Source organism: Hymenobacter terrestris (assembly GCF_013377905.1).
GTDB lineage: Bacteria > Bacteroidota > Bacteroidia > Cytophagales > Hymenobacteraceae > Hymenobacter > Hymenobacter terrestris.
In genome coordinates this window covers 1-22,196 of the sequence record NZ_JABKAV010000055.1, presented here as the reverse complement: position 1 = coordinate 22,196, position 22,196 = coordinate 1, and the positions used below count along the sequence as shown (strand labels likewise).

Genomic DNA, 22,196 nt, shown 5'->3' with positions numbered 1-22,196 from the left:
GCGGCTCTTCGGAAGGGGAGGCCGGTGAGGCTGAGAACCGCCGCCGCAAGCGCGGTGGCCGCAACCGCAACAACCGCGGCCCCCGCCCCGAAGGTGATGCTCCGGCCGCCGCTGAAGGCCCGGCTGCCACCAGCGGGGAGTAAGGGTTAGGTAAGGCCATTAAAAAAGCCGCCGCTGCTTCGTAAGGAGCAGCGGCGGCTTTTGTTTTGGGTAAACAGCTAGCCCGTTAGTTGGGTATCACTTGGGTTTTACTCCTCTGTAACTGTTGGAAATTTCTCGTTCCAATCGTCGTAATTCCGCTTCAATCCCCAAAGTGTTGCCAACAAAACCACTGACAATATCGGCCCTATCGTCAGCCCAAAAACAAGGTATGCGATGAATGACAAGATGATCAGGTATATTCTTACACCCACCTTCTTGTGCTCTTCGTCCTGAAGTTTATAAGCAGAAAGTCTAAACCCAATATAACTGGCCCACAGAAAAATCAGCCAAGTCGTTATTCCAACAAAAAAGGCCGGACCGTATTGCTGGGTCAATAATATACTTATCAGAAGCCCAACAACTGAAAGTATAATAGCGAAGATTGAAAACACCTTAATTGTAGCTGGTTTAAACATATCTTTCAGTTTGTACTGTGCCCTAAATAATAAAGCCTGTGTTAAACAAGTATGCTCTGAACCTGAAATATCTTTAACTTCCGCATGGGCCGTTTTATCAGCGACAAATCTTTGGGTAGCCCACACGCATACGCTTATTTCGCGAAGATACTTTTTTCTATACACCACAGCCAGCCAGGGCCACTTCGGCCGCGAGCATGGGTTTGGCGGGAAGTGGTTATGGCGCGGGGGACATGGCCGGAAATAGCCGGATGAGCAGGCGTGACTGCAGCTTCATTGGGTGAGTTGTTTGAGGGTTAGGCAGCCAAATTGACTTTTGAGGCCCTTCGGGGGCGCGGGGGACGGCACCGGTCCAGCCCTGGCAGATGCGCGGGAGCCGAGTGGGAACCAAATGGGCTCTTGAGGCCGGATGCCCAACAATGTTGGCGTATTTTGCCGGTCCTAAGCGTTAGGCGTCGCGGCTCAGCCCGGCTCTACCACTGACGCCGCGAAATCTACCAGCCAAAAGCTACCAGCCAAAAGCTACCAGCTGAAGACTAACAGCTGAAGACTAACAGCTGAAGACTAACAGCTCAAAATATGTACATCTTCGTTATCAACTCCGGCAGCAGTTCGCTTAAGTACCAACTGTTTCGCTGGCCGCAGGAGCAGCCGCTGTGCCGGGGCCTCATCGAGCGCATCGGCCAAGTTGAGGGCCAGCTCACCCATACGGCCACGGGCCCCGATGGCCAGGAGCGCACCCTCACCCGCACCGAGCCCATTGCCGACCACCGCGCCGGCCTCCAGCTGGCCCTGGGCTTGCTGACGGACGCCGAAATGGGCGTCATCCAGAGTCCCGAGGAGGTGGCGGTGGTGGGGCACCGGGCGGTGCACGGGGGCGAGCAGTTTCGGGAGCCTACGCTGGTTACGGCAGCCGTGAAGGCGAAAATTCGGGAGCTGTTTGCGCTGGCGCCGCTGCACAACCCGGCCAATTTGCTGGGTATGGAGGTGGCCGAACAGCTGTTCCCGAGAGCCGCGCAGGTGGCGGTGTTCGACACCGCTTTCCACAGCACCCTGCCGCCCCAGGCCTACCGTTTTGCGCTGCCCGAGCGCCTGTACACCGAGCACGGCCTGCGGGCCTACGGCTTCCACGGCACTAGCCACAAGTTTGTGTGCGATGAGGCTCGCCGTCATCTAAACCAGCCCGAAGCCCGCATAATCACCGTGCATCTGGGCAACGGTTGCAGCATGACTGCCACCGTGGCCGGCCGCTCGGTGGATACCAGCATGGGTTTCGGGCCGATGAACGGGCTGGTGATGGGCACGCGCGCCGGCGACACTGACCAAGCTGTTATTTTCTATCTCGTTGAGCAATTAGGCTACTCGCTCGACGCCGTGAAAACCTTACTCAACAAGGAAAGCGGCATGCTCGGCCTTACCGGCCACACCGACATGCGCGACGTAACCCGCCAACTCGAAGCCGGCGACGACCGCGCCCGCCTGGCCTACGACCTCTATGCTTACCGCATCAAAAAGTACCTCGGCTCCTTCCTGGCCGCCCTTAATGGAGCCGAGGCCGTGGTGTTCACAGGCGGGGTGGGCGAAAACGACGCCCGGGTCCGGAGCCTAGCCTGCCAGAACCTGGACTTTATTGGTATCCAGCTCGATGAGGCGCTCAACCAGCGCCGCGCCCCCGGCCTGCGCGACCTCTCGGCCCCCGGTGCCCGCGTGCCGGTGCTGGTCATCCCGACCAACGAGGAGCTGGAAATTGCCCGGCAGTGCGCGGCGCTGGTTAGTGGTTAAAGGAGGAACGTCATTCAGAGCGCCGCGAAGAACCTCGCGTGCTGACGTTGGAATACCGTTGCAACGACCACACGCGAGATTCTTCGCGACGCTCTGAATGACGTTCTTGCTTCAACCGCTACTCACTAACCACTCAATCGTACCTTCGCGCAACTCTGCGCCCGCACCGGGGGTTATTGGCTTTCCACTGATTACATCGGCTCTTGCTGTTATCTGCTTCTCCCTGGTTAATTGGATTGTGCCTGCTGGTGGGCACAGGCTACGCGGCGCTGCTCTACTCGGCCAAAGCGCCCTGGAGCCGGGCGGTAAACTACGTGCTGGCGGCCGTGCGCTTCGTGGTAGTGAGCTTCCTGTGCTTTCTGCTGCTCTCGCCCTTCCTTAAATCGACCACCACCACCACCGAAAAGCCAACCTTGGTGTTGGCCCTCGATGACTCGAAGTCGGTGGCGCTGTTTACGCCGCCGGCGGTGCTAAGCCAGGCCACCACGGGCCTCACGCGGCTGGCCGAAGCGCTGCGCCAAAAAGGCTTCTCGGTGGAAACCCGCACCCTCGTGGCCACTGGCGCCACTCGGCCCGATTCGGTGCAGTTCCGGGCCCCGGCCACCGACCTCGACGGGCTGTTGGCCGGCATCGGCGAAACGTTTCAGGGCCGCAACCTGGCGGGCGTGGTGCTGCTCTCCGATGGTCTCGTGAACCAGGGCCAAGCCCCCGAGTTTACCGACTACCGCTTCCCAATCTATACGCTGGGCGTGGGCGATACAATTCCGAAAAAGGATGTGAGCCTGCCTGCTCTTAGCTACAACCGATTGGCCTTCAGCGGCAACCAGTTTCCTATTGAAGCCGAGCTGGCCTACGACGGCTACGGAGCCGGCACTACGGCCACGGTGCAACTGCTGGAAAAAGGCCGGGTGCTGCAAACGAAACGCGTAGCCCTGCCAGTCGGGCAGCAGCGTACCAAAACCACGTTTCTGCTGACGGCTACCGGCACCGGCAAACGCCGCTACGAGGTGCGAGCCGTGCCACTGCCGGGCGAGTTCACGCTGCTCAACAACACCAAGTTCGCCTACCTCGATGTGGTGAAGGGCAAGCTGCGGGTGCTGCTGGCCGGCGCCGCCCCCCACCCCGACCTCAAGGCCCTGCGCGCCGCCATCCAGCAAAACAACAACTTCGACCTCATCACTTACCTGCCCGGCATCAGTCCGCTGAAAAGCCAGGATTTTGACGTGGCCATTTTGCACCAATTGCCGGCCCGATCGGGCGTGGGCGCCGAGGTGCTGGCCCAGGTGGCCGCCCGCCGCGCACCGGCCCTGTACGTGCTCGGCGCACAGTCCGATTTCGGGGCTTACAACCGCCTGAGCACTGGCCTTAAGGTGCAGCCCCGCGGCACCCAGACCGACGACGTAACGCCCGTGCCCAACCCGGGTTTCAATCGGTTTACATTTGAAGAAGATGCGCTACGGCGGTTTCTGGCCTATCCGCCGGTGCCGGTACCGTTTGGCGAGGTCCGGCTGAGCGGTGGGGCCGAGGCCGCATTATGGCAGCAAGTGGGCCGCGTGGCTACCAAAAAGCCGCTGCTGGTTTTCGGCGGCACGCCTGCCCGGCGGCAGGCCACGCTGCTCACCGAAGGCAGCTGGCAGTGGCGCTTACAGGAGGCCGTAGAGCACGACGACAAGCCCGAAGCCTACGACCGGCTGGTACTGCGGACCCTGCAGTTGCTCACCCAGAACGCCAACCGCAAGCGCCTCGACGTGTACCCAACCCAAGATGCGTTCAACACCTCCGACGACGTGACATTTGGGGCCGAAACCTACAACGCCATCTTCGAGCGGACCTACGGCGAACCTGTCACGCTCACGCTCACCGACGAGCAGCAGAAAACCCGCACGTTCAGCTTCGCGCCTACTCCTGATGGCGCACCGGTGCATCTGGGTGAGTTGCCGGCCGGCCTGTACCGCTACCGGGCCCGCGCCACGCTCGGCGGCCAGCCCCAACAGGATACCGGCGAAGTGCTGGTGCAGGAGCAGCAGCTCGAAGCCCTGCAAAGCCGCGCCGACCACAACCTGCTGGCCCAGCTGGCCCGCCGCAGTGGCCAGCGGCTCTACTTCCCCCCCCAAATCGACCAGCTAGCCCAGGATATTGAGAAGGCCGGCTACAAGCCCGTCATCTACGAGCAGGAAGACCTTAAAGACCTCATCAACCTGAAGTGGCTGTTCTTCCTGCTTTTAGCTTTGGTAACAGCCGAATGGGCCACCCGCAAGTACTCCGGCGGCGTGTGAGGTAGTTGCACGACGTAGGGGCGGGGCCTTTCCCCGCCCGCCGGTGAACGGCCCCCGCCCGGATTATTCAACAATTACGCCCCAATTGCGGGCGCGGGGGGGCCCCCCCCCCCCCCCCCCCCCCCCCAGTTGCCTGTGCTGGTCAAAAAGCGAAGCGGGGGGGGGGGGGCAAGGCCCCGCCCCTACATCGAACTCCACAATTTGGGATAATAGATGGTAGGCCTATAATCACTATAGAATAAATTTTTAAGGGAATAAGACTATCAAATTTGCAGTAACCGAATAGAGTGGCTACTTTCCAGCAGTTCAACTGCTTAACGGCTGCCCGATGGTGAAACTCTACTTGCTGGTGGTTCTGCTGGTGGTTCTGCTGGTTGGGCTGCCGCTTATGTCCCGGGCCCAGGGCCTGTGGGGTGCCCGCTCGGTCGCGCTGGGTCAGGTTGGGTCCGTGCTGGAGGCCGACGGCTGGGCCGGGGCCAGCAACGCCGCCGCGCTGGGCCAGCTGAGCCGGCCCACGGTGGGCGTGGCCGCCGAAAACCGCTACCTGCTGCCCTCGCTCAACACGGTGTCGTTGGTGGTGGCCGTGCCCATTGGTTACCGCCGCCCCGATGCTACGGCCGCGCCAGTGGCGGGTGTGGCAGCCGCCGTAGCCGGGGCCGATGCGCCGCGCTACGGCACGGTGGGCGTTACGGCCCAGCGGTTTGGGGGTACGCTGTACTCCGAGCAGCGGGTGGGGTTGGGCTACGGCTACCAGCTGGGCACCGTGCGGGTAGGGGCGCGGGTAGAGGTGCTGCAAACCAGTATCCAAGGCCTCGGCAGCCGCCGGGCGGTGGCCGCCTCGCTGGGCGGGCAGGCCGATATTATTCCGCGCAAGCTCACCTTCGGGGCAACACTCTACAACCTCAACCAGGCCCGGCTGGCCGAGTACCAGGATGAGCGCCTGCCCACCGTGCTGCGCGCCGGCCTGGCCTGGCGGCCCGCCGAAAAGGTGCTGCTGCTGATCGAAACCGAGAAAGATGTGGAGCAGGATGCCGACTTCAAGGCCGGCCTCGAATACTACCCCCTGCCGGCCCTGGCGCTGCGGGCCGGCCTGAGCACGCTCACCAGCCAGCTTACCGGCGGCCTGGGTTTGCGCACCGGCGCCTTCCAGATTGATTACGCCGCCGGCTGGCACGAAGCGCTGGGCCTGAGCCAGCAGCTGAGCGCCGCCTACGTGTGGGAAAAAGCTGGCAAGCCATGAAGCCGCGCCCACCGCGCCGCCGCCCGTTGGTGCGGCCGCTGCCCGCGCTGCTGCTTATTGCCGGGCTGCTATTCGGGGCCGCCGCGGCCCGCGCCCAGGACTATCCGCGCCCGCCTGTGCCCGACCTCGACCGGCTGACGCAGGAGCTGTTTGCCGAAATCCAGAGCGATGAGAGCAGTGTGGCCTACGAGGACCTCTACGAAACGCTGCTGCTCTACTACCAGACTCCGGTCAGCCTGAACACTGCCACCCGCGACGAGCTGCGGAGTTTGCTGCTGCTCTCCGAAACCCAGATAACGAACCTGCTGGAGCACCGCCAGCGCACCGGCCCGCTGCTGAGTTTTTACGAGCTGCAGAGCGTGGAGGGCTTCGATTTGCGCACCATTTACCGCATTGCTCCCTTTGTAGCGGTGCTAACGACTGACCCCAACGCGGTGCGCGGCAACCTCTGGCAGCGGATTGCCCGCGAAGAAAACAACGCGCTGTTTCTGCGCTACGAGCGCACCGTGCAGGGCCGCCCCGGCTATGGCCCTGCCGACACCACCAGCACCGGCCGGCCCGCCACCCGCTACCTGGGCTCGCCCGACAAGCTGCTGCTGCGCTACCGCGTAAGCCGGAGCCGCGACTTCAGTCTGGGCTTCACGGCCGAAAAGGATGCCGGTGAGCAGCTCATCTGGAGCCCCAAAACCCAGCGTTACGGAGCCGATTTTTACTCGGCCCACTTCGTGGTGCAGGAGCGGGGCCGGCTGAAAACGCTGGCCCTGGGCGACTACCAGTTGCAGTTTGGGCAGGGGCTGCTGCTGTCGTCGGGGTTTGTGGTGGGCAAGGGCGCCGAAACCATTACCACCGTGCGCCGCAGCTCGGTGGGCGTGCGGCCCTACGCTTCGGTGCTCGAAAACTCGTTTTTTCGGGGCGCGGCGGCTACGGTGGCCGTTACGCCCACGGTGCGGGCCACCGTGTTCGGCTCGCGCAAGCGTGTCGATGCCTCGCTGCAGCAGGCTCAAGATTCGCTGGCCGAGTTTCGGGAGTTCACGTCTGGGTTGCAGTTGAGTGGTTTCCACCGCACGCCCACCGAACTGGCCAACCGCAACGCCCTGCAGGAAACCGTACTCGGCGGCCACGCCCAGTACACCAGCCTGAGCGGCGACCTGCAGCTAGGCGCCACGGCCATCAACACCCAGTTCGACAAGCCCCTGCAACGGCGCGATGAGCTGTACAACCAATATGAGCTGCGCGGCGACCGTAACCTGGCTTTGGGGGCACATTACAGCTATGTGTGGCGCAACCTGCTGCTATTCGGCGAAACGGCCCGCAGCTCGGGCGGCGGTCTGGGCACCGTGAACGGCCTGCTGGCCAGCCTCTCGCCAGCCGTCGATGTGTCGGTGCTGCAGCGCCATTATGCCCGCGACTTCCACACGCTGTACGGCAACGCGTTTGGCGAAAACTCGCGCAACATTAACGAAAGCGGGCTGTATGTGGGCCTGAAAGTGCGCCCCGCGCCCCGCTGGGAGGCCTCGGCCTACTACGACCGGTTCAGTTTCCCGTGGCTGCGCTACCAGGCCAGCGCCCCCAGCACCGGCCACGACTGGCTGCTGCGCCTCACCTTCAGCCCCAGCAAAACCAGCCTGCTTTACGTGCAGCTCCGCCAGCGCACCAAATCCTTCGACGCCGACACGGTGCGCGCCGTGCCGCTGCCCGTGCCCACTCAGCGCCGCAGCCTGCTGCTCTATTATGACACCAACCCGCTACCCGGCCTCAGCCTGCGTACCCGCGTGCAGGGCAGCAGCTACCGCGACGACGGCGGCCCCGCCCGCCACGGCTACGTGCTGGCCCAAGACGTAACGGTGCAGCCGCTGCGCCGCCTGCGGCTCTCGGCCCGCTACGCCCTCTTCGACACCGACGACTACGATACCCGCCAGTACGTGTTCGAGCAGGACGTGCTTTACGCCTTTTCTATCCCGGTGCTGGCCGGCCAGGGCACCCGCACCTACGTGCTGGCCCAGTTTGATGTCAACCGCCACCTCACGCTCTGGCTGCGCTACGCCGACACCCACTACCGCCACCAGGACACCGTCGGCTCGGGCCTCGACGAAATCCAGGGTAACCGCCGCTCCGATGTAAAAGCCCAGCTGCGGTACCGGTTTTAGGGAAGAAGCTGGCCGGCTCGGGGGCTGCGCCGGTAGTTGGCCCGGCCGCGGTATCTTGTAGCGTAAAAGTCTGCGGAATAGAGACAGAAAGCAGTTTCTACACCTGTCTGAATACGTTTTTTGCTGATTTATAAAGTCTGATAACAAGCGCTTTTGGTTTCGTCCGGCTTGGGTGAGCAGGTATATTTGAAATGTCCCTGTCAACTCACGCTCATGCGCCAATTTGTTTTCTTTTCCTTTAGTACCGCGCTGCTGCTAAGCAGCTGCGCCAAGGAGGGCCCGACGCTGGTCGCGGGCCTGGTGGTGGACAAAGACACAGGCCAGCCCGTGCCCCAGGCCGAAGTGCAGGTGCATGCCTTTTCCTCGGGCTCCAGCGGGGGCGGCGGGGGCTACGGCCCGGCGCTGGGCGGGCCCTATCTGGCCGACGCGCAGGGGCAGTTTTCATTCAGCTTCGAGGCCAGCAAGGGCAAGAGCTACCGGCTGGACGCCTACGGTCCGCTGGGCCACTTCTCGGTTGACCAGGGGGTGGAGGTGGATAACGGGCAGGCCAACCGCAACCTGCGCATCCCGGTGCAAGCCCCCGGCTGGGTGCGCGTGCGTATCATCGACGAGCCGCCCACTATCGGTGAAGGAGTACTAATAGTGGCAGGCTATGTAAATTCGGATACTTATAGCCTGCCGCTAGGGCGTGATGAAACTTATGTGCGCTACATGGGAGCTCATATTCCCTCTAGAGTATTTTGGACAATAAAGGATTACGTTCAGAAAACAGTCGTTGAGGGCCATCAGGACCTCACCATTCCCAGCCTTGACACGGTAACGGTAACAATTCGGTTTTGAACCCTGACCCCCGGCCGATTTTCAGCAGCTGGCCGCACTACTTCAGTTGCTCACCGCTGCTGTAGCAATAGCGGGCCTATCCCATCAGCTGTTGGCCGTCCGAAAGCCCAGAAAAAAACGGTCATCCCCCGCCCGCAGGCAAAGGATGACCGTTTTTTTCTAAGTCCTAAAGCTACTTATTGCTTCAGCAGGCGCACTATGCTCGTGCCGTTGGGCAGGTCGAGGTGCAACTGGTAGATGCCGGTGCCGAGGGGGCTTAGGTCGAGGCTGGTTTGCAGCTCGGCTGCGCCCTTGGTCAGCGTCTGGGTTTTCACTAGGCGGCCCACGGCGTCGGTTACGCGCAGCGTAACGGGGCCGCGCTGGTCGTTGCCGATGCGTATCCGGAACAGACCGGTGCTCGGGTTCGGGAATACCTCAATGCCCTGCAGCGCAGCGGCTACGGTGCGGGTAATCACCGAAACCGTCTGGCAGGCCTGGTTCGAGTAGTCGGAGGCGCCGGCCGTGTTGATGGCCCGCACGCGGTAGCAGAACTGGCCGTTGGTCGTCACCTTGTCGGTGAAGAACGAGGTGCCAGCGGCTACCGTGGCTATCCTGGCAAACGTGCCGGTAGTGCCCAGGGCCCGCTCAATCTCGTAGCCGGTTTCGTTGGTGGCGTTATCGAGCCAGAGCAGGTCGATATCGGCACCCGTAGCGGTGGCTACCGGGGCCAGCACTGTCAGCGAAGTAGGAGCCAGGGGCAGCTCATCCGAGGTGCATACTTCCAGGCTCCAGCCCGTGAGCGTGCCGCCGTTTCCGGGCGTGTTGTCGGTGATGGTAAGCGTCCAGTTGCCGTTGGCGGGCGAATTGAGCAGCTCGCCGAGCGAGTTGAACGGGCGCACCGTGCTGCCCGCTACTACCGGGCAGGCCAGCGCCGCCGTGGCCGCATCATCAAAGCCCAAACTCAGGTTGCCGGTGCCGGGGCAGATGCGCGAGAACAGCACCACGCGGCGGCCGGCCGGGTTGGTCAGCGAAATTTCCAGCTCACTCACGTCGGGGTGAGTGATGGCCAGGTTGCGCACCCGGATGTTGGAGACGCGGTTGGTGTTGCTGACGGCAATGATGGAGGTAATAGTCGAAGTGCCCGTGGCCGAAATGGTGAGGGGCACGTTGGTAGCCGCCAGCGTCTGGCAGGTCTGGGTGCCGGTCGTGAAGCTGATAACGGCCGAGTAAGGACCCGCGCCGCAGCCGCTGAGCGCCCGTACCCGCACAAAGTACTGGGTGGAAGCCTGCAGCTGGTTGGGCACAAACGTATTGGTTGGGCTGATGGCCTGCGTAATCACGCCCGTTGTGAAGGCGGCATCAAGCGCCAGCTGCACTTCGTAGCCCGTGGCGTTGGGCACCGGCGTCCAGGTGATGGCCGGGCGCAGGCTGGTGCGGGTGCTGGCGGTGGCCGGGGCCGTTACGGTTGGGACCTGCGTGATGCCCGGCAGAATGGTCAGCAGCACATCGAGCGTGCGCGTGTCGCTGCCGCTGACACCCGTCAGTTGGAGCGTGTACGTGCCCGAAACCACTGCACCGGTAGTAGTAATAGTGGCCGTGGTACTGGTGCCGGCGGCTACCGTGGCAGCCGGGAACGTAACCGTTACGCCGGCCGGCAGGTTGGTGGCGGCCAGCGTTACCTGGCCCGTAAAGCCCTGAAGCTGGCCCACGGTGAGGGCCACCGTGCCCGAGTTACCTGCGCAGAAGCTCAGCGCGCCGGCTGCTCCGGCCGGGCCCTGCAGGAAGAAGGTCGGCCCGGCGGGCACCTCAATCTTGAAATTCTGATCCGATATGTCGAAGAAGATGCCGCCCGTGGCCTGCACCTTAATGCGCGCCTGCGTAGTAGCCGCCACGCTGGCTGGCAGCGTCAGGGTTTCGAAGCCGTCGTTGGGCGTATTGGCCAGCAGTGTGGTCGGGAACGTCAGGCCGCCATCGGTGGAGAGCAGCACGTCTACATTGGTGGCGCTGATGGGGGCCTGGGTGGTGTTGGCCACATCCCAGCTTACCTGTTGCGGGGCACCTACAAGCCAGGAAGTAGCGGCCGTGTTGGGAGCCGTAACTACAAACGGACCAGCCGTGGGCACTACCACCACGTTCATCGAGTCGTAATCGACCCCACCACCCGCGGCCCGGTTGTCGCGGGCTACGAGGCGAAAGATGAGGCGGCGGCCGTAAGAAGGCAGCAATTCACCGCGGGTCTGGGTGTTGCTGAGGATGTTGGCGAGGCGCGGGAAAGTGCGCGAGGCGCTGGCAGTGGGGGCGAAAACGCGGAATAGCGGGGCGCCACCCGTGGGGGCGTTGGGTGCTCCGGCTGGCCCCAGGTTGTACTGCTCCCACGAGTAGGTGAGGGCATCGTTGTTCACGTCGGTGGCTGAGCCGGTGAGCGTGAAGGGCGTGCTTATCGGAATGGCATAGTTGCGGCCGGCATCCACGACCGGCGCGGTGTTGCCGGTGGCCGTAGCAGCCGAGCAATCCTGCGCCCGGGTGATGTGAGCCACAATCTGGTCGAAGCTGCGCGAGTGGAAGAAAGCGTCGGAGTTGGGCTGCGTATTATCGGCTCCGCAGATGCCGGCGTAGGCCATGATGGTAGTGCCCGAGCCCGGCTCGTAGGCCGAGGAAGCGGCCCGGTTGCCGCCGCTGCACGAGCCGATAGTGCCGTTGAACGTGTGGTCGCCGCCGAACTGATGGCCTATTTCATGGGCTACATAATCTACATCAAAGGCGTCGCCGATGGGGCTGGTGGTGCCCGTTACGCCCCGGGCCTTGCCCGAGTTCACGCACACCGAGGGCTTCTGGGCCACGCCCCCGCCGTTGGTGCTGAACACGTGGCCGATGTCGTAGTTCGCGTTGCCGATAAGCTCATCAACCGTGGTTTGGTTCTGGTTGAGCATGGCAGTCCCGCTGTTGTTAGTGTACGGGTCGGTGTCAGCATCGAAGAAAATTAGCGCTTCGTTTTTGGGAACTATCACCATACGAACGGCCACTTCCCGCTCATAGATGCCGTTTACCCGGTTCATGGAGGTAGCCATAGCCGCCATCACCGACTCAACGGTACCGCCGTGGAAAGCCGAGTACTCGGCCGTGGCGGCCAGCGCCAGCCGGTAGGTGCGCAGGGTTGCGCCGTTGGCTACGGCGGCCCGCTGGGCGGTAGTCAGCTGCACTTCCGGCTCGGTGCCGTCGGGCGAAGCAACGGCGCAGGTAAAGGCCGGCATCAGCATATTGCGCCGCTCAAAAACCAAGTGGGTACTGCTGCCTTTGGCGGCCGGGTCGATGTACACCGTGTAACCGGCGGCCAGAATCTGGGCGTGGAAGCCGGCGGGCGTTACGTCGAGGCGGGCCGTAGCCGAAGGATCGTCGAGGCCCTGGGCCAAATAGGTGCGGATGCTGGGGTAGCGGGCGGCCAGCTCGGGGGCCAGCACTGGTACCTGCTCTACCCGAAACCGCTGCGAAGTGCCATTGGGCAGGGGCAGCGAAATAACCGTGGCCGGACCCCGGTTGCCGGTACGCTCCAGTGGGGCCGTTTTCAGGGCGTCGCGGATGGCATCCAGCTGAAAATCCACCGTTCGGAAGTGGGTGAGAGCCTGTGTTGCGGCGCGGGCCTGGGCCGGCACTCGCGTTGTATTGGCCCACAATACGCGTTGGGCCTGTGCTACCGGTGCCCCGGCAAACAACAGGGCCGAACCAGCCAGCAGCGGCCGCCAGGCCCGTTGTAAAAGAGTAGAGAGTGGCTGCATAGAAGAAACAGGATGTGAGAAAGAATAGAAAAAGGGTGCATCCCTGGTAGTCGCAAGGAAAGTGTCCTCAAGATAGAAGTTTTGCCGGCAGCCTGCCGAATTTATTGTCAAAATGACAATTCGTTTTGTGCTGAACGTCAGTCCATTTCACACTGACTGATAGATTAGGTGTATCAGCCAATCCTTCCGGAAACGGTAGCCTGCTCAGCTAAGCATCTGTTTTCACCAGTACCAGCTGGGCTTTGTCGGCGGCGCTTACTTTGCGGCGGAACTCCAGGTAGGCTGGGTACTCGGCGCGGCCGAAGCGGGTGCGTGGCATTTCGAGGCGGCGGATGTAGCGGATGCTGCCGTTGGGCAGGGCCAGCAGCTGGCTGGAGTAGGTGCCGAAGGGCGTGGTTAGCTGCACTGCGGCGGGTAGGTGCTCGGGCTGCAGGCTGGCGGGCAGGTGCAGCTGCACAGTATCAAGCTGACTGAAAGCGTAATCGAGCCAGATATCGGCCTGCCGCTCGCCCACGGCCGGCGCGGGCGCTGCCAGGCGGCTGAGCAGATTGGGTGTAACAAACACGCGCTTACCGCTGGGCGGAGCCAGGCCCGGCAGCGTGAGAGCCAGCGTTTCTACCAGGCCCGGCACCGGGGCCGAAGCCGGCAGCGGCCGGAACGCCACCTTATCGAGCGTGAAGTTGCCCAGAGCCAGGCGGTTGCCCACCCGTTTCTTCTGTTCGCTTAGCTCCAGGCCCGCCAGGCCGGCCACAGCATCGTATTCAAGGCCGGTGCGCAAAGTGCGCAGCTTGGCCGTGGCGTTGCCATTGGCGTCGAGGTATACATCGGCGTGGCGCTGGCGGCGGTTTTCGGCGGCCCCGTAGCGAGGCGTGGGCACCAGCCGGCCACCTTCGGGCAGCAGCAGCAGGGCGTGGCGGTTGCCCGTAAAGCCGCCCATGTAGCCGAAGGGGTTGGTCTGGTCAGTGCATTCCAGCCACACGGTATCGGCTTTGGCGGCCTGCGTGAGGGGCACGCACAGCACCACGTGGTTGAACTGCGAGCTGGGGAAATCGGTGCGGATGTCGTGCTCGTCGGAGCCGGCCTTTATCAGGGCGGCGTGGGCCGTAATGCCGGCCGCGCTCAGCAGGGCCTGGCAGTAGTTAGTCAGGGCTTTGCAGTCGCCGTAGCCCTTGGCGGCCACATCGGCGGCCGGAAACGTTTGCCAGCCGCCCAACCCCAGCTGCACCGAAATGTAACGGGTGTTGGCCTGCAGAAACTTGTACACCTTCTGAATGCGGGCCCGTTCGTCGGTTTCGCCGGCTACCAGTGCCTGCATGCCGGCCACTAGGGCCGGGGGCAGCGTGGCGCGGTTGGCGTTCAGCTCGTAAGTCCAGCGGCTGAGGTCGGCCCAGCTGTTGAGCTTGCCGGCGTGGCCCTGCACCTCAAACTCGCTGGGCGCCGTGTACACGGCTGGCGTCAGCTCCGATACGGGCGGGGCGTCGGCTTCCTCGTCCAGCGCCGTCAGGTTCTGCACCCGCCACGCGTACACCTGCTGGCCCGCCACTGTGCTTTGGGCCAGGGCCGTGCCGGCGGGCAGCCGCTGCTCCTGGAAGCGCAGGGCCAGCCCGGCTGGCATCACCACCGTAAACGTGGCCTCCTGCACACTGAACTGCTCAACGGGCTGGGGCTTCCAGTTCGAGTAGAACAGCGGGTTGTCTGATATTACCTCGTACTCGAACTCGACGGTGTAGGGGTAGGTGGGTTGGCTGAGGTCGGCCACCCGGCCGCGGGCATCGGTGGCCAGGCTGAAACCGTCGGATAGGCTGATGTCGCGGATGTCCTGGGTGCGCAGCTGCCGCAGCTGCCGGCCGCTGGCATCATATACCGCGCCCCGGAAGTAGCTGATGCGGTTGAGCGAGCTGTAGTACACCAGCTCGGAGGCCCAGCGGCTGCCGGCCTCATCGAGAATGGTGGTGGCCCGCAGCACAGTTTCCACCGTCCGGGCCGCCGATTTCACGGTCAGCAGCTCGTCGTGGCGGCGCTCCACGGCGTGGGCATTCTCGCGCAACGCGGCGGGCAGCTCGGCCACCGCGTACTTGAGCGCCGGTGCCGGTGCCGCCAGCGTGGTCAGGGGGAATAGCAGGGTCAGGGCGAAAGCCGGGATTAAACGCATTAGATAGGGGGTGTTGATTAACGGAAAAAAAACGTCATGCTGAGCGCAGCCGAAGCATCTCTACCGCTCTGTGGTAGCAATTCAACGGAGCGGTAGAGATAATTCGGCTGCGCTCAGCATGACGTCCCTACTGACAACCCAGCTACACTTTCTTCTTGATGATCAGCTGCTCGCCCTGCTTGGCCATGAGGCGGGCGAAGAACTCGCGCAGGTAAGCGTACTCTTCTGCCGAGTATACTGGCTTGCTCAAAGTCAACCGGCTTACTATCTGGATACCGGTGGGGCCATTTTGCACGCCGTACGTAAAGCGCCCACTCTTTTCAGGCAGGTCCATTACCAGGCCCTGCGGCATTTCGGCTAGCTCATATCCGGCGGGCAGCGTCAGGTTTACCAGTACAGTTTCTTCCAGTTGGCTGCCCAAATCGACTGGAAAGCGGCGGTTTTCGTGTAAGAATGGGTTTTTGTCCATCCCAAAATCGCGCAGCGGGTTCAGGTACACGGTACCGACCGGCGCGTTGGCCTCGCTGCTACTCACGAACTCGTATTCCAGCGTCAGGGGCTTGTGCAGCTCGTCGCGCTGTTTAAACGTGTACTTGGGAATGCTCCAGCCTTCGTGGCTGGCACCCAATTCGGCTACGTATTTTTTCTCGCCCAGCTCGCGCAGTTTCTCGCGCTGCGCCAGCGCCAGGTAGCCGGCGTGTTCTTGGTGTACGCTGCCGCGCAGGCCGCCGTTTTCGTTCAGCACCATGGTTACCTGGCGATACGAAGTCAGCCGGTCTTTGGGCTTGAGGTCAATCCAGCGCGACTTCTGCGCTTCGGGCAGCACCAGCCGGCCCTGGCCATTCAGGCAGCGGGTGGGCACCATGTTGTAGGGCGCCAGCTCGTCGGTTGCATCAAGTAGTACTTCCTGGCCATCGGGTAGCGCCACATGCGCCATTACGTAATTGAGGCGGTTGAGCATCGGGCTTTCGGGTTGCAGCCGGCCGTGCGAGCGGGTGCTGAGCACGAGCGGATTAGCCGCGAAACCAGCTTCGCGCAAGGCGGCAATCAGCAGCAGGTTCACATCGGCCGACGAGCCGGTTTTCTGGTCGAAGGCCTTGCGCACGGTGGTCGTGGCCATCAGGCGGCTCTGGCCATTGTATTTCACGCTCCGGCGTACCAGCCCGTGCACGGCGGCCAGGCGGGCGGCCGGATCGGTGCCGGCTGCCGTCAGCAGGGGTGTGAGTTGGTCTTTGAGGAAACCGGCCCGGTTGAGCTGAGTGCCGAACTCATCGTCGGTGAGCAATTCCGAATCAATTTTCTCCCAGCTGCCCGCCACCACCTGGTAAGACTGCCCGGGCATACGTACTCCCGCCAGCTCAAAATCAATGCGGGCCACGTAGTCGTTGGTTGTAGTCATGTAGGCCTCCTCGCGCAGCGGCGGCACATTCTGCATGGCCCAGCGGTGGTTGGTCTGGCGCGGCGTCAGGGTTTCGGAGCCACCCTGCGTACGGGCCGTGTTGAAGCCCGAGCCCACCGTTTCGCCCTTATAGGAGACAGAGAATTGCCCGGTCGATTCAGTCTGCTCCTTTACGGCCAGGGGCTCGTAGCCCTGCATCAGCATCCGGTAATCAAAATACTCCGGAATGGTGGCCCGGTACTCGCTCCAGCGAATAGGAATGTCTTCCTGAAAAGTCCAGTCCTGGAAGTTAAAGGCAAAGTCGGAGCTAATGGTATAGGCGTACTCGACCACCGCGCCTACCCGCACGTTGGGCATCGTGAACTTGCGGATGGTAATGTTGGTGGTTTTCTCCTCCTTGAACATGGATTCTGAGTTGAGCTTTTCCTTGACCACCTGCCCATTTACCAGGTTGTAAGTGAAGCCCTTCAGCGTCGTCAGCTTCTCCTCCTGGCCGTTGGCGTGGTAGAGCGAAACCTGGCCGGTGGCGTAGTCGTACCCCGATTTCTTTAGGATTTTAACGCGCCGTATCCGCTCGAAAACCACAACGAACCCCCTGGGGCCGTACTCGAAGCGCGAGCGGCCGAAGTCGCATAGTACCACGGCTGCAGCGGCACTGTCGGCCACAAACGGCTTGTCGGTCAGGTCGGTCTCGTCAATCTTGCCGAATTTGATGGGTACCTCCTGGGCGCGGGCCAGGCCGGTAGTGGCAACTGTGAGCACGCCAGCCAGCAGTGCCCGTACGAGTAAAGTTTGCATCATAGAAAGAGGGTATTATCAGCGTAAAAAAGTCTCGGAAACTGATGGAGAATGAGGTGTCCGCCGTTCCTGCCGCGGCGGTGGCTTAACGGCAACGCTTACCGGCGTTGCAGCACGATGGGCTCGGCTATTTTGGCTAGGGCCTTAACGTAGAACTCGCGCAGGGCCTCGTATTCCTGGGCCGAGTAGCGGGTTTTGTTGAGCTGCAGGCGGCTGACGAGCGTCAGCTTCTCGGGGCCGCTGGATGTGGCGTTGAAGATGAACCGGCCACCGTTGTCGGGCAGGGCCAGCTGCACGTTGGCCGGCAGCGCGCTGGCCGCGTACCCAGGCGGCAAGGTCAGCTCCAGGTACTGCTCCAGGCGCGGCGCAACGGCAAAATCGACCGGATATATGCGGGTGGCGGAGCGAAACGGGTTGCTCAGCTCGCTCAGCGCCTGCAGTGGCCGCAGGTAGATGGTGGCCACGGGGGCCTCGGCGCCGGCCAGGCGGGCCTGCAGGTCCAGGGCCACCGTGCTTTCGGCGCTGGTGGCCGCCGCTGCGGGTGGTAGCTTGCTCTGGTCGAGCTGCCAGTCGGGATGGCGCTTTTGCCACTGCTGGCGTAGGGCCGCTACCGGCTGGCGGTGCTCGGCGGCGGCGTAGCCAATGTACTCCTGCCGGATGGTGCCGCTAAGCCCGCCGGTAGGCGCCAGGGCCAGCTTGGCCTGGGTGTAAACGAAGTGGTTGGCTTCTGGAGCCAGCGAAACCCAGCGCCCGTTGGGGCCCAGTAGCCGGCCCTGGTGGTTGAGGCAGTTCTCAGGCAGCAGCCCGGCGGGCAGGTTGGCGTCGGTGGCATCCAGCAGCAGCTCTTTCGCATCGGGCAGCGCCACGTGGGCTACCACGTAGTTGAACTGGCTGAGCACCGGCAGCTCCGTTTGGGTACGGCCGTGGGTTCGGGTGCTGAGTAGCAGCGGCTGAGCCTCCAGGCCGGCCTGTTTCAATAGCGCTATCAGCAGCAGATTCAGGTCGGCGGCGTTGCCCTGGCGCAGCTCCAGCACCCGCCGGGGCGCGGCGCTGGCATACATCGTGGGCGTGCCATTGTACACCACCGCCCCCAGCAGCAGCTGCCGGACGGCCTTGGCGCGGGCAACTGGTTCGGGGAGGGCGGCGAGGGCGGCGGCCGCGGCTTTCAAGGGCGAGTCGCGCCCCAGAAAACCGCCGAAATCCTCGTGCTTGAGCAGCTGCTTCTCAATCTGGGCCCAACTGCCTACCTGAAACTGCGGGTCATTGTTCTGGTCGAACTGAATGCGCTCCAGCTCAAAATCTACCCTACTCACGTAGTCGCGGGGCGTGCTCATGTGGGTTTCAGGTCGGAATGCGGGAGCATCCTTCAGTACCCAGCGCCGGGTCAGGGCTTTGGTGGAAAGCGTCAGGTTTTTCGACTCCAACGACGAGCCGTAGCCGGTATCGACGGATTGCTTATAGGACGTGGTGTAAGGCTCGATTCCGGTTTCATTCACCGCAAACGGCAGGTAAGTGCGGGTAAGCTCCTTGTAGGAATAGAAGGCCGGAATGGCCACCCGGTACTCGCTCCAGCGCACCGGAATATCCTGTTGAAAGCGCCAGTCCTGGAGGTTGAACAGGAAGGGCGAAGTCAGCAGATACGTAAATTCGAGGATGGCGCCGGCCCGCACATTGGGCAGCGTGAAGGCATACTCGTCGTGGTGCTCGTCGAGCTTGCGACTGAACACGGCTTCTGTTTTCAGCGGCTCCTTGCTGAGTTGGGTGCCTGCGAGGTGGTAGGTAAAGCCCTTGAGTTGACTGATTTTCTCCCGGCCGTTTTCTTGATCATGGTAAAGTACCACCCGCACGGTCGCGTGGTCGTAACCTTCCGAGCGGCGGATGAGCAGGCGGGCCGTGCGCTCGAACCGCAGCTCGAAACCATCCTGCCTGCCCTTAATGCGCGACTGGCCAAAGTCGCAGAGCACTTCGGCCGCGGCCGAGTCGGGAGTGGGCTGAGCCAGCAGTGCGGCAGCCTCGCGGGCATCAAGCTTACCGAACTTAATGGGCGCTTCCTGGGCCTGGGCCAAGCTTACGGCCGCTGGGCCAGTAAGCCCGAGCAGCAGCAGCCCACGGTATAGCAGGGATAAATACATCAACAGAACGAAAAAAATAGACGGGCTGAAAGCCGGTTAATCCGGCCCCCGCTAACTGTAGTGAAATGCTAACGGAACCGAAATATCCTATTTATTTCGAAAAGGAACAATGCACAAAGCAAACTTATTCTCTGGCTTCTGCCAGCAGCCCGGCCAGCGCGGCACAGCGGGCCGACAGACGCTGTTTTAGAGATTAGTACAAGTGGGGCACAACCGGTCTGCTCAGGCCACTTCTTCCAGTACAGCAGGCACGCGCCGCCGCGTGGCCAGCAGAAATATCAAGCCGCAAAGCACGCTGCCGGCACTGGCCAGGTGGACAAAGGGCAGGTGGGCGGGCTCGTTGCTGAATACCCAGCCCGCCAGCAGCGCCCCGATGCCGATACCGGCCTCCAGGGCCATGTACATCGTGGAAACGGCCCGGCCGCGCCGCTCGGGGTGGCTCAAGTCCACGGTCCAGGCATAAATAGTAGGCGAGTTGAGGCCCGTGCCCAGCCCGAACAGCACGGCTCCGGTCAGAAAACCCGTTACCGACGGCGCCAAGGCCAGCATCAGCAAGGAGGCAATAATGACGAACGACGAGCCGATGAGCACTGGCACCCGGCCGTAGCGGTCGGAGGCGCGGCCCGCCAGCAGGCGTACCACCAGCGAGGCAGCCGTGTAGCAGAGGTAAAACAGGCCCTTGCTCTCGCCGGTGAGACCCAATACCCGGCTCTGGTCGGGCACGACGGTGAAAATGGCGCCGAACGGCAGCAGGAACAGCAGCGTGGCCGCGGCCGGTACCAGCACCCGGGGCTCCACCACTTCCTGCCAGCTCTCAATCTTCAATAGTTTCCAGCTAAAGCGCTGCCGCTGGGCTGGGGCCAGGGTTTCGGTCATGGTGCCCTGCACGATGAGGCTGAGCAAAGCAAGGCCCGAGGAGCAGTAGAACAGCACATCGAGCGTGAAGTGGGCCGCCAGCCACGAACCCAACGTAGGGCCGGCGGCCATGCCCAGCGAGCCAGCCACACCCAGCAGGCCCATAGCCTCGCCGCGGCGGGCCAGTGGCACAATGTCGGCAATGTAGGCGGCCGTGCCGGTGGGCTTGAAGCCGGTGCTGAAGCCGTGCAGCAGCCGCAGCCCCAGAAAACCTACTACGGTAACCGTAAAGGGGTAAAAGAAGCCGCAGATAAAGCACACCAGCGAGCCGAACACCATCACCGGAATGCGGCCCACCGTGTCGGCCAGCTTGCCTGAGAAAGGTCGCGAGAGGCCGGCCGTGAGTGTAAACAGGGCAATGATGTAGCCTTTGTACTCACCGCCGCCCAAGCTGGTGAGGTAGTCGGGCAGCTCAGGCAGCAGCATGTTGAAGCTCATGAAAAACAGGAGCGACGAGAGGCACATCAGCCAGAAGCCCGCCGTGTACACGCGGGGCGGGCGGGGCGCGGGGGCCGTAGTGGTGATTGGAGGAGCCATGCGGCCGCAAAGGTACGGCGGCCGGGTCGGGGTTGGGCAGAAAGAAACGAGTTACTACCGCAGAAACGCCCGAGGTCTGCCACCGCGGCCGGCCAACCGTACCCCCGACCCAGCCGGCAGCCCCAATAAAAACGCCGGCCCGACGGGGCAACGCCGCCTATTAGTAGGTGCGCTGCCCCGTCGGGCCGGCATTTTTATTGGGGCTGCCGGCTGACTTACTGCGCCGGCGGCGTAACCACCAGCACCTCGCCGGGCTTCACGGCAAAATCGGGCTTGCCGTTCCACTCCATAAGCTGCTTGATGGTAACGCCATAGCGGCGCGAAATGGCGTAGAGCGTTTCGCCCGGCTGCACTGTGTAGCGCACGGTAGTGGGCGTAGCAGTAGCCGGCGCGGCCGAAGCCGGTGTGGCGGCCGGGGCGCCTGGGGTGGGGGTGGCGTCCGGTACAGCAGTAGCGGCCGGCGCCGCCACGCGCAACACCTGCCCGATTTTCAGCGACGGATTGGCCGGTAGCTCGTTCCAGGCAATAATATCAGCTGGGCGTAGCTTGAAGCGGCGGGCCACCGAGTACAGGTTTTCCTTGGGCTCCACGGTGTGCAGGCCGCTGGCCGGTACCGGCTCTACAATGGTGGGCGGGCCAGCGGCAGTTACGGCAGCAGCCTCGGGCGCAGGCGAGGAGGCCGGAGCAGGGGCCGGCGGGGTTGCCGGAGCCGGCGTTGGCGTAACAACCGGAGCTGGCGTGGCGACCGGAACTGGTGCCGGAGCCGCCGGAGTTACCTGGTTTGGCGTGGCAACCGGCGCTGGTATGGCAGGCCGAGGGGAAGGCGCTGGCGCAGAACGCGACACCTCTGGTTTGGCTGGTATAGCGGGTGCGGCCGAAGACCGGTCGCGGGGCTCATCGGCAACGGGGCGCGAAGCAGGCAGCGGCCGGCGTGGCGGCAGCGACGAGGCCGGCGCGGTAGCCGGAACCGGCGTGGTGGGGGCGGATGCTGGCGCAGGGGCCGGAGTTACGGGAACTGGGGCAGGAGCAAGAGCAGGAGTCGGAGTCGGGGTGGCGGGCTGCTCGTTCACGCTTTCTACCTGGGCGTCGGCTTCGGCGGTGGCCGAATCATCTTCCACGGCATCTTCCAGTGTCCGGCTGGCGCGGGCGGTGCTGCCGCGGTAAGGTTCCGAGTCGTTGGTGGCGCGCTTCTTAGGTGCTGGCAAAGGGGCCGGCGTGCTGGTTACAGGCTGCTCGAAGGCGGCCAGCGCGGCGCGGTTCTGGCTATCCACGAACTCCACGGGCGTGGTTTTGGGGCGCGTGTGCTGCAGCCACAGCACCCGGCCGGGGCGCAAATCCTCATTGCGGGCCATGCGGTTCTTCTGCCAGATGGCTTTGGCCCGCAGCCCGTACTTCTGCGACACCGTTAGTATGCTCTCGCCAAGTTGCGCTACGTGGTATTCCACGGCGCCTTTGTCGCGCTTCTTCTGCAGAAAGTAGGGCTGGCCGGGCACAATCTGGTCGAAGGCAAACAGGTCGTTGTACTTGAGGAAGCGCCGCAGCTGGAGGTTGCCGCGGCGGGCCAGGCTTTCCTTGGTGTCGCCGGGCAGCGCAATCAGAGCCCGCAGGC

The 22,196-nt window shown here is 63.2% G+C and carries 12 protein-coding genes; 5 read left to right on the top strand and 7 right to left on the bottom strand.

Translation table 11 applies throughout. The features are described from left to right. Positions 1–248 precede the first annotated feature (248 nt). Entirely contained in the window at positions 249–743 is a 495-nt protein-coding gene (locus tag HW556_RS14490; RefSeq protein ID WP_176900810.1) for a hypothetical protein, read from the bottom strand. 453 nt (positions 744–1,196) lie between these two features. On the opposite strand from HW556_RS14490, the gene HW556_RS14485 reads away from it, so the two are divergent. From HW556_RS14485 to HW556_RS14465, 5 genes are all read left to right on the top strand, one after another. Next, entirely contained in the window at positions 1,197–2,399 is a 1,203-nt protein-coding gene (locus tag HW556_RS14485; protein ID WP_176900809.1) for an acetate/propionate family kinase, read from the top strand. 203 nt (positions 2,400–2,602) lie between these two features. Next, positions 2,603–4,675 carry a VWA domain-containing protein gene (locus tag HW556_RS14480; protein ID WP_246289662.1) on the top strand — a complete coding sequence of 691 codons (2,073 nt, stop codon included), beginning with the start codon at positions 2,603–2,605 and terminating at the stop codon, positions 4,673–4,675. 328 nt (positions 4,676–5,003) lie between these two features. Further along, the gene (locus HW556_RS14475; protein ID WP_176900808.1) at positions 5,004–5,915 is read left to right on the top strand and encodes a PorV/PorQ family protein; all 912 of its coding nucleotides are present in this window, start codon (positions 5,004–5,006) and stop codon (positions 5,913–5,915) included. After that, on the top strand, positions 5,912–8,062 hold the full coding sequence (locus tag HW556_RS14470) for a helix-hairpin-helix domain-containing protein (RefSeq protein WP_176900807.1): 2,151 nt from the start codon (positions 5,912–5,914) through the stop codon (positions 8,060–8,062). Before HW556_RS14475 ends, HW556_RS14470 begins: the two co-directional genes overlap by 4 nt. Before the next feature lie 213 nt (positions 8,063–8,275). Next, the gene (locus HW556_RS14465; protein ID WP_176900806.1) at positions 8,276–8,902 is read left to right on the top strand and encodes a hypothetical protein; all 627 of its coding nucleotides are present in this window, start codon (positions 8,276–8,278) and stop codon (positions 8,900–8,902) included. A gap of 176 nt (positions 8,903–9,078) precedes the next feature. On the opposite strand, the gene HW556_RS14460 is transcribed toward HW556_RS14465, so the two are convergent. The 6 genes from HW556_RS14460 to HW556_RS18825 form a co-directional block, all read right to left on the bottom strand. Next, entirely contained in the window at positions 9,079–12,654 is a 3,576-nt protein-coding gene (locus HW556_RS14460; protein WP_176900805.1) for a reprolysin-like metallopeptidase, read from the bottom strand. Between the two features lie 208 nt (positions 12,655–12,862). After that, positions 12,863–14,806 (bottom strand): DUF3857 domain-containing protein, encoded by a 1,944-nt coding sequence (locus tag HW556_RS14455; RefSeq protein ID WP_176900804.1) that lies wholly within the window; start codon positions 14,804–14,806, stop codon positions 12,863–12,865. 142 nt (positions 14,807–14,948) lie between these two features. Continuing rightward, complete coding sequence (locus tag HW556_RS14450; RefSeq protein ID WP_176900803.1) at positions 14,949–17,006, bottom strand: DUF3857 domain-containing protein; 2,058 nt, start codon at positions 17,004–17,006, stop codon at positions 14,949–14,951. A gap of 95 nt (positions 17,007–17,101) precedes the next feature. Beyond that, positions 17,102–19,135, bottom strand: coding sequence for a DUF3857 domain-containing protein (locus tag HW556_RS14445; protein ID WP_176900802.1), 2,034 nt, complete (start codon positions 19,133–19,135; stop codon positions 17,102–17,104). Between the two features lie 222 nt (positions 19,136–19,357). Beyond that, the gene (locus HW556_RS14440; RefSeq protein WP_218136935.1) at positions 19,358–20,587 is read right to left on the bottom strand and encodes an MFS transporter; all 1,230 of its coding nucleotides are present in this window, start codon (positions 20,585–20,587) and stop codon (positions 19,358–19,360) included. Positions 20,588–20,802: 215 nt separating this feature from the next. Further along, positions 20,803–22,196, bottom strand: a 1,394-nt coding sequence (locus HW556_RS18825; protein WP_176900801.1) for a LysM peptidoglycan-binding domain-containing protein, incomplete at its 5' end; no start/stop codon positions are given.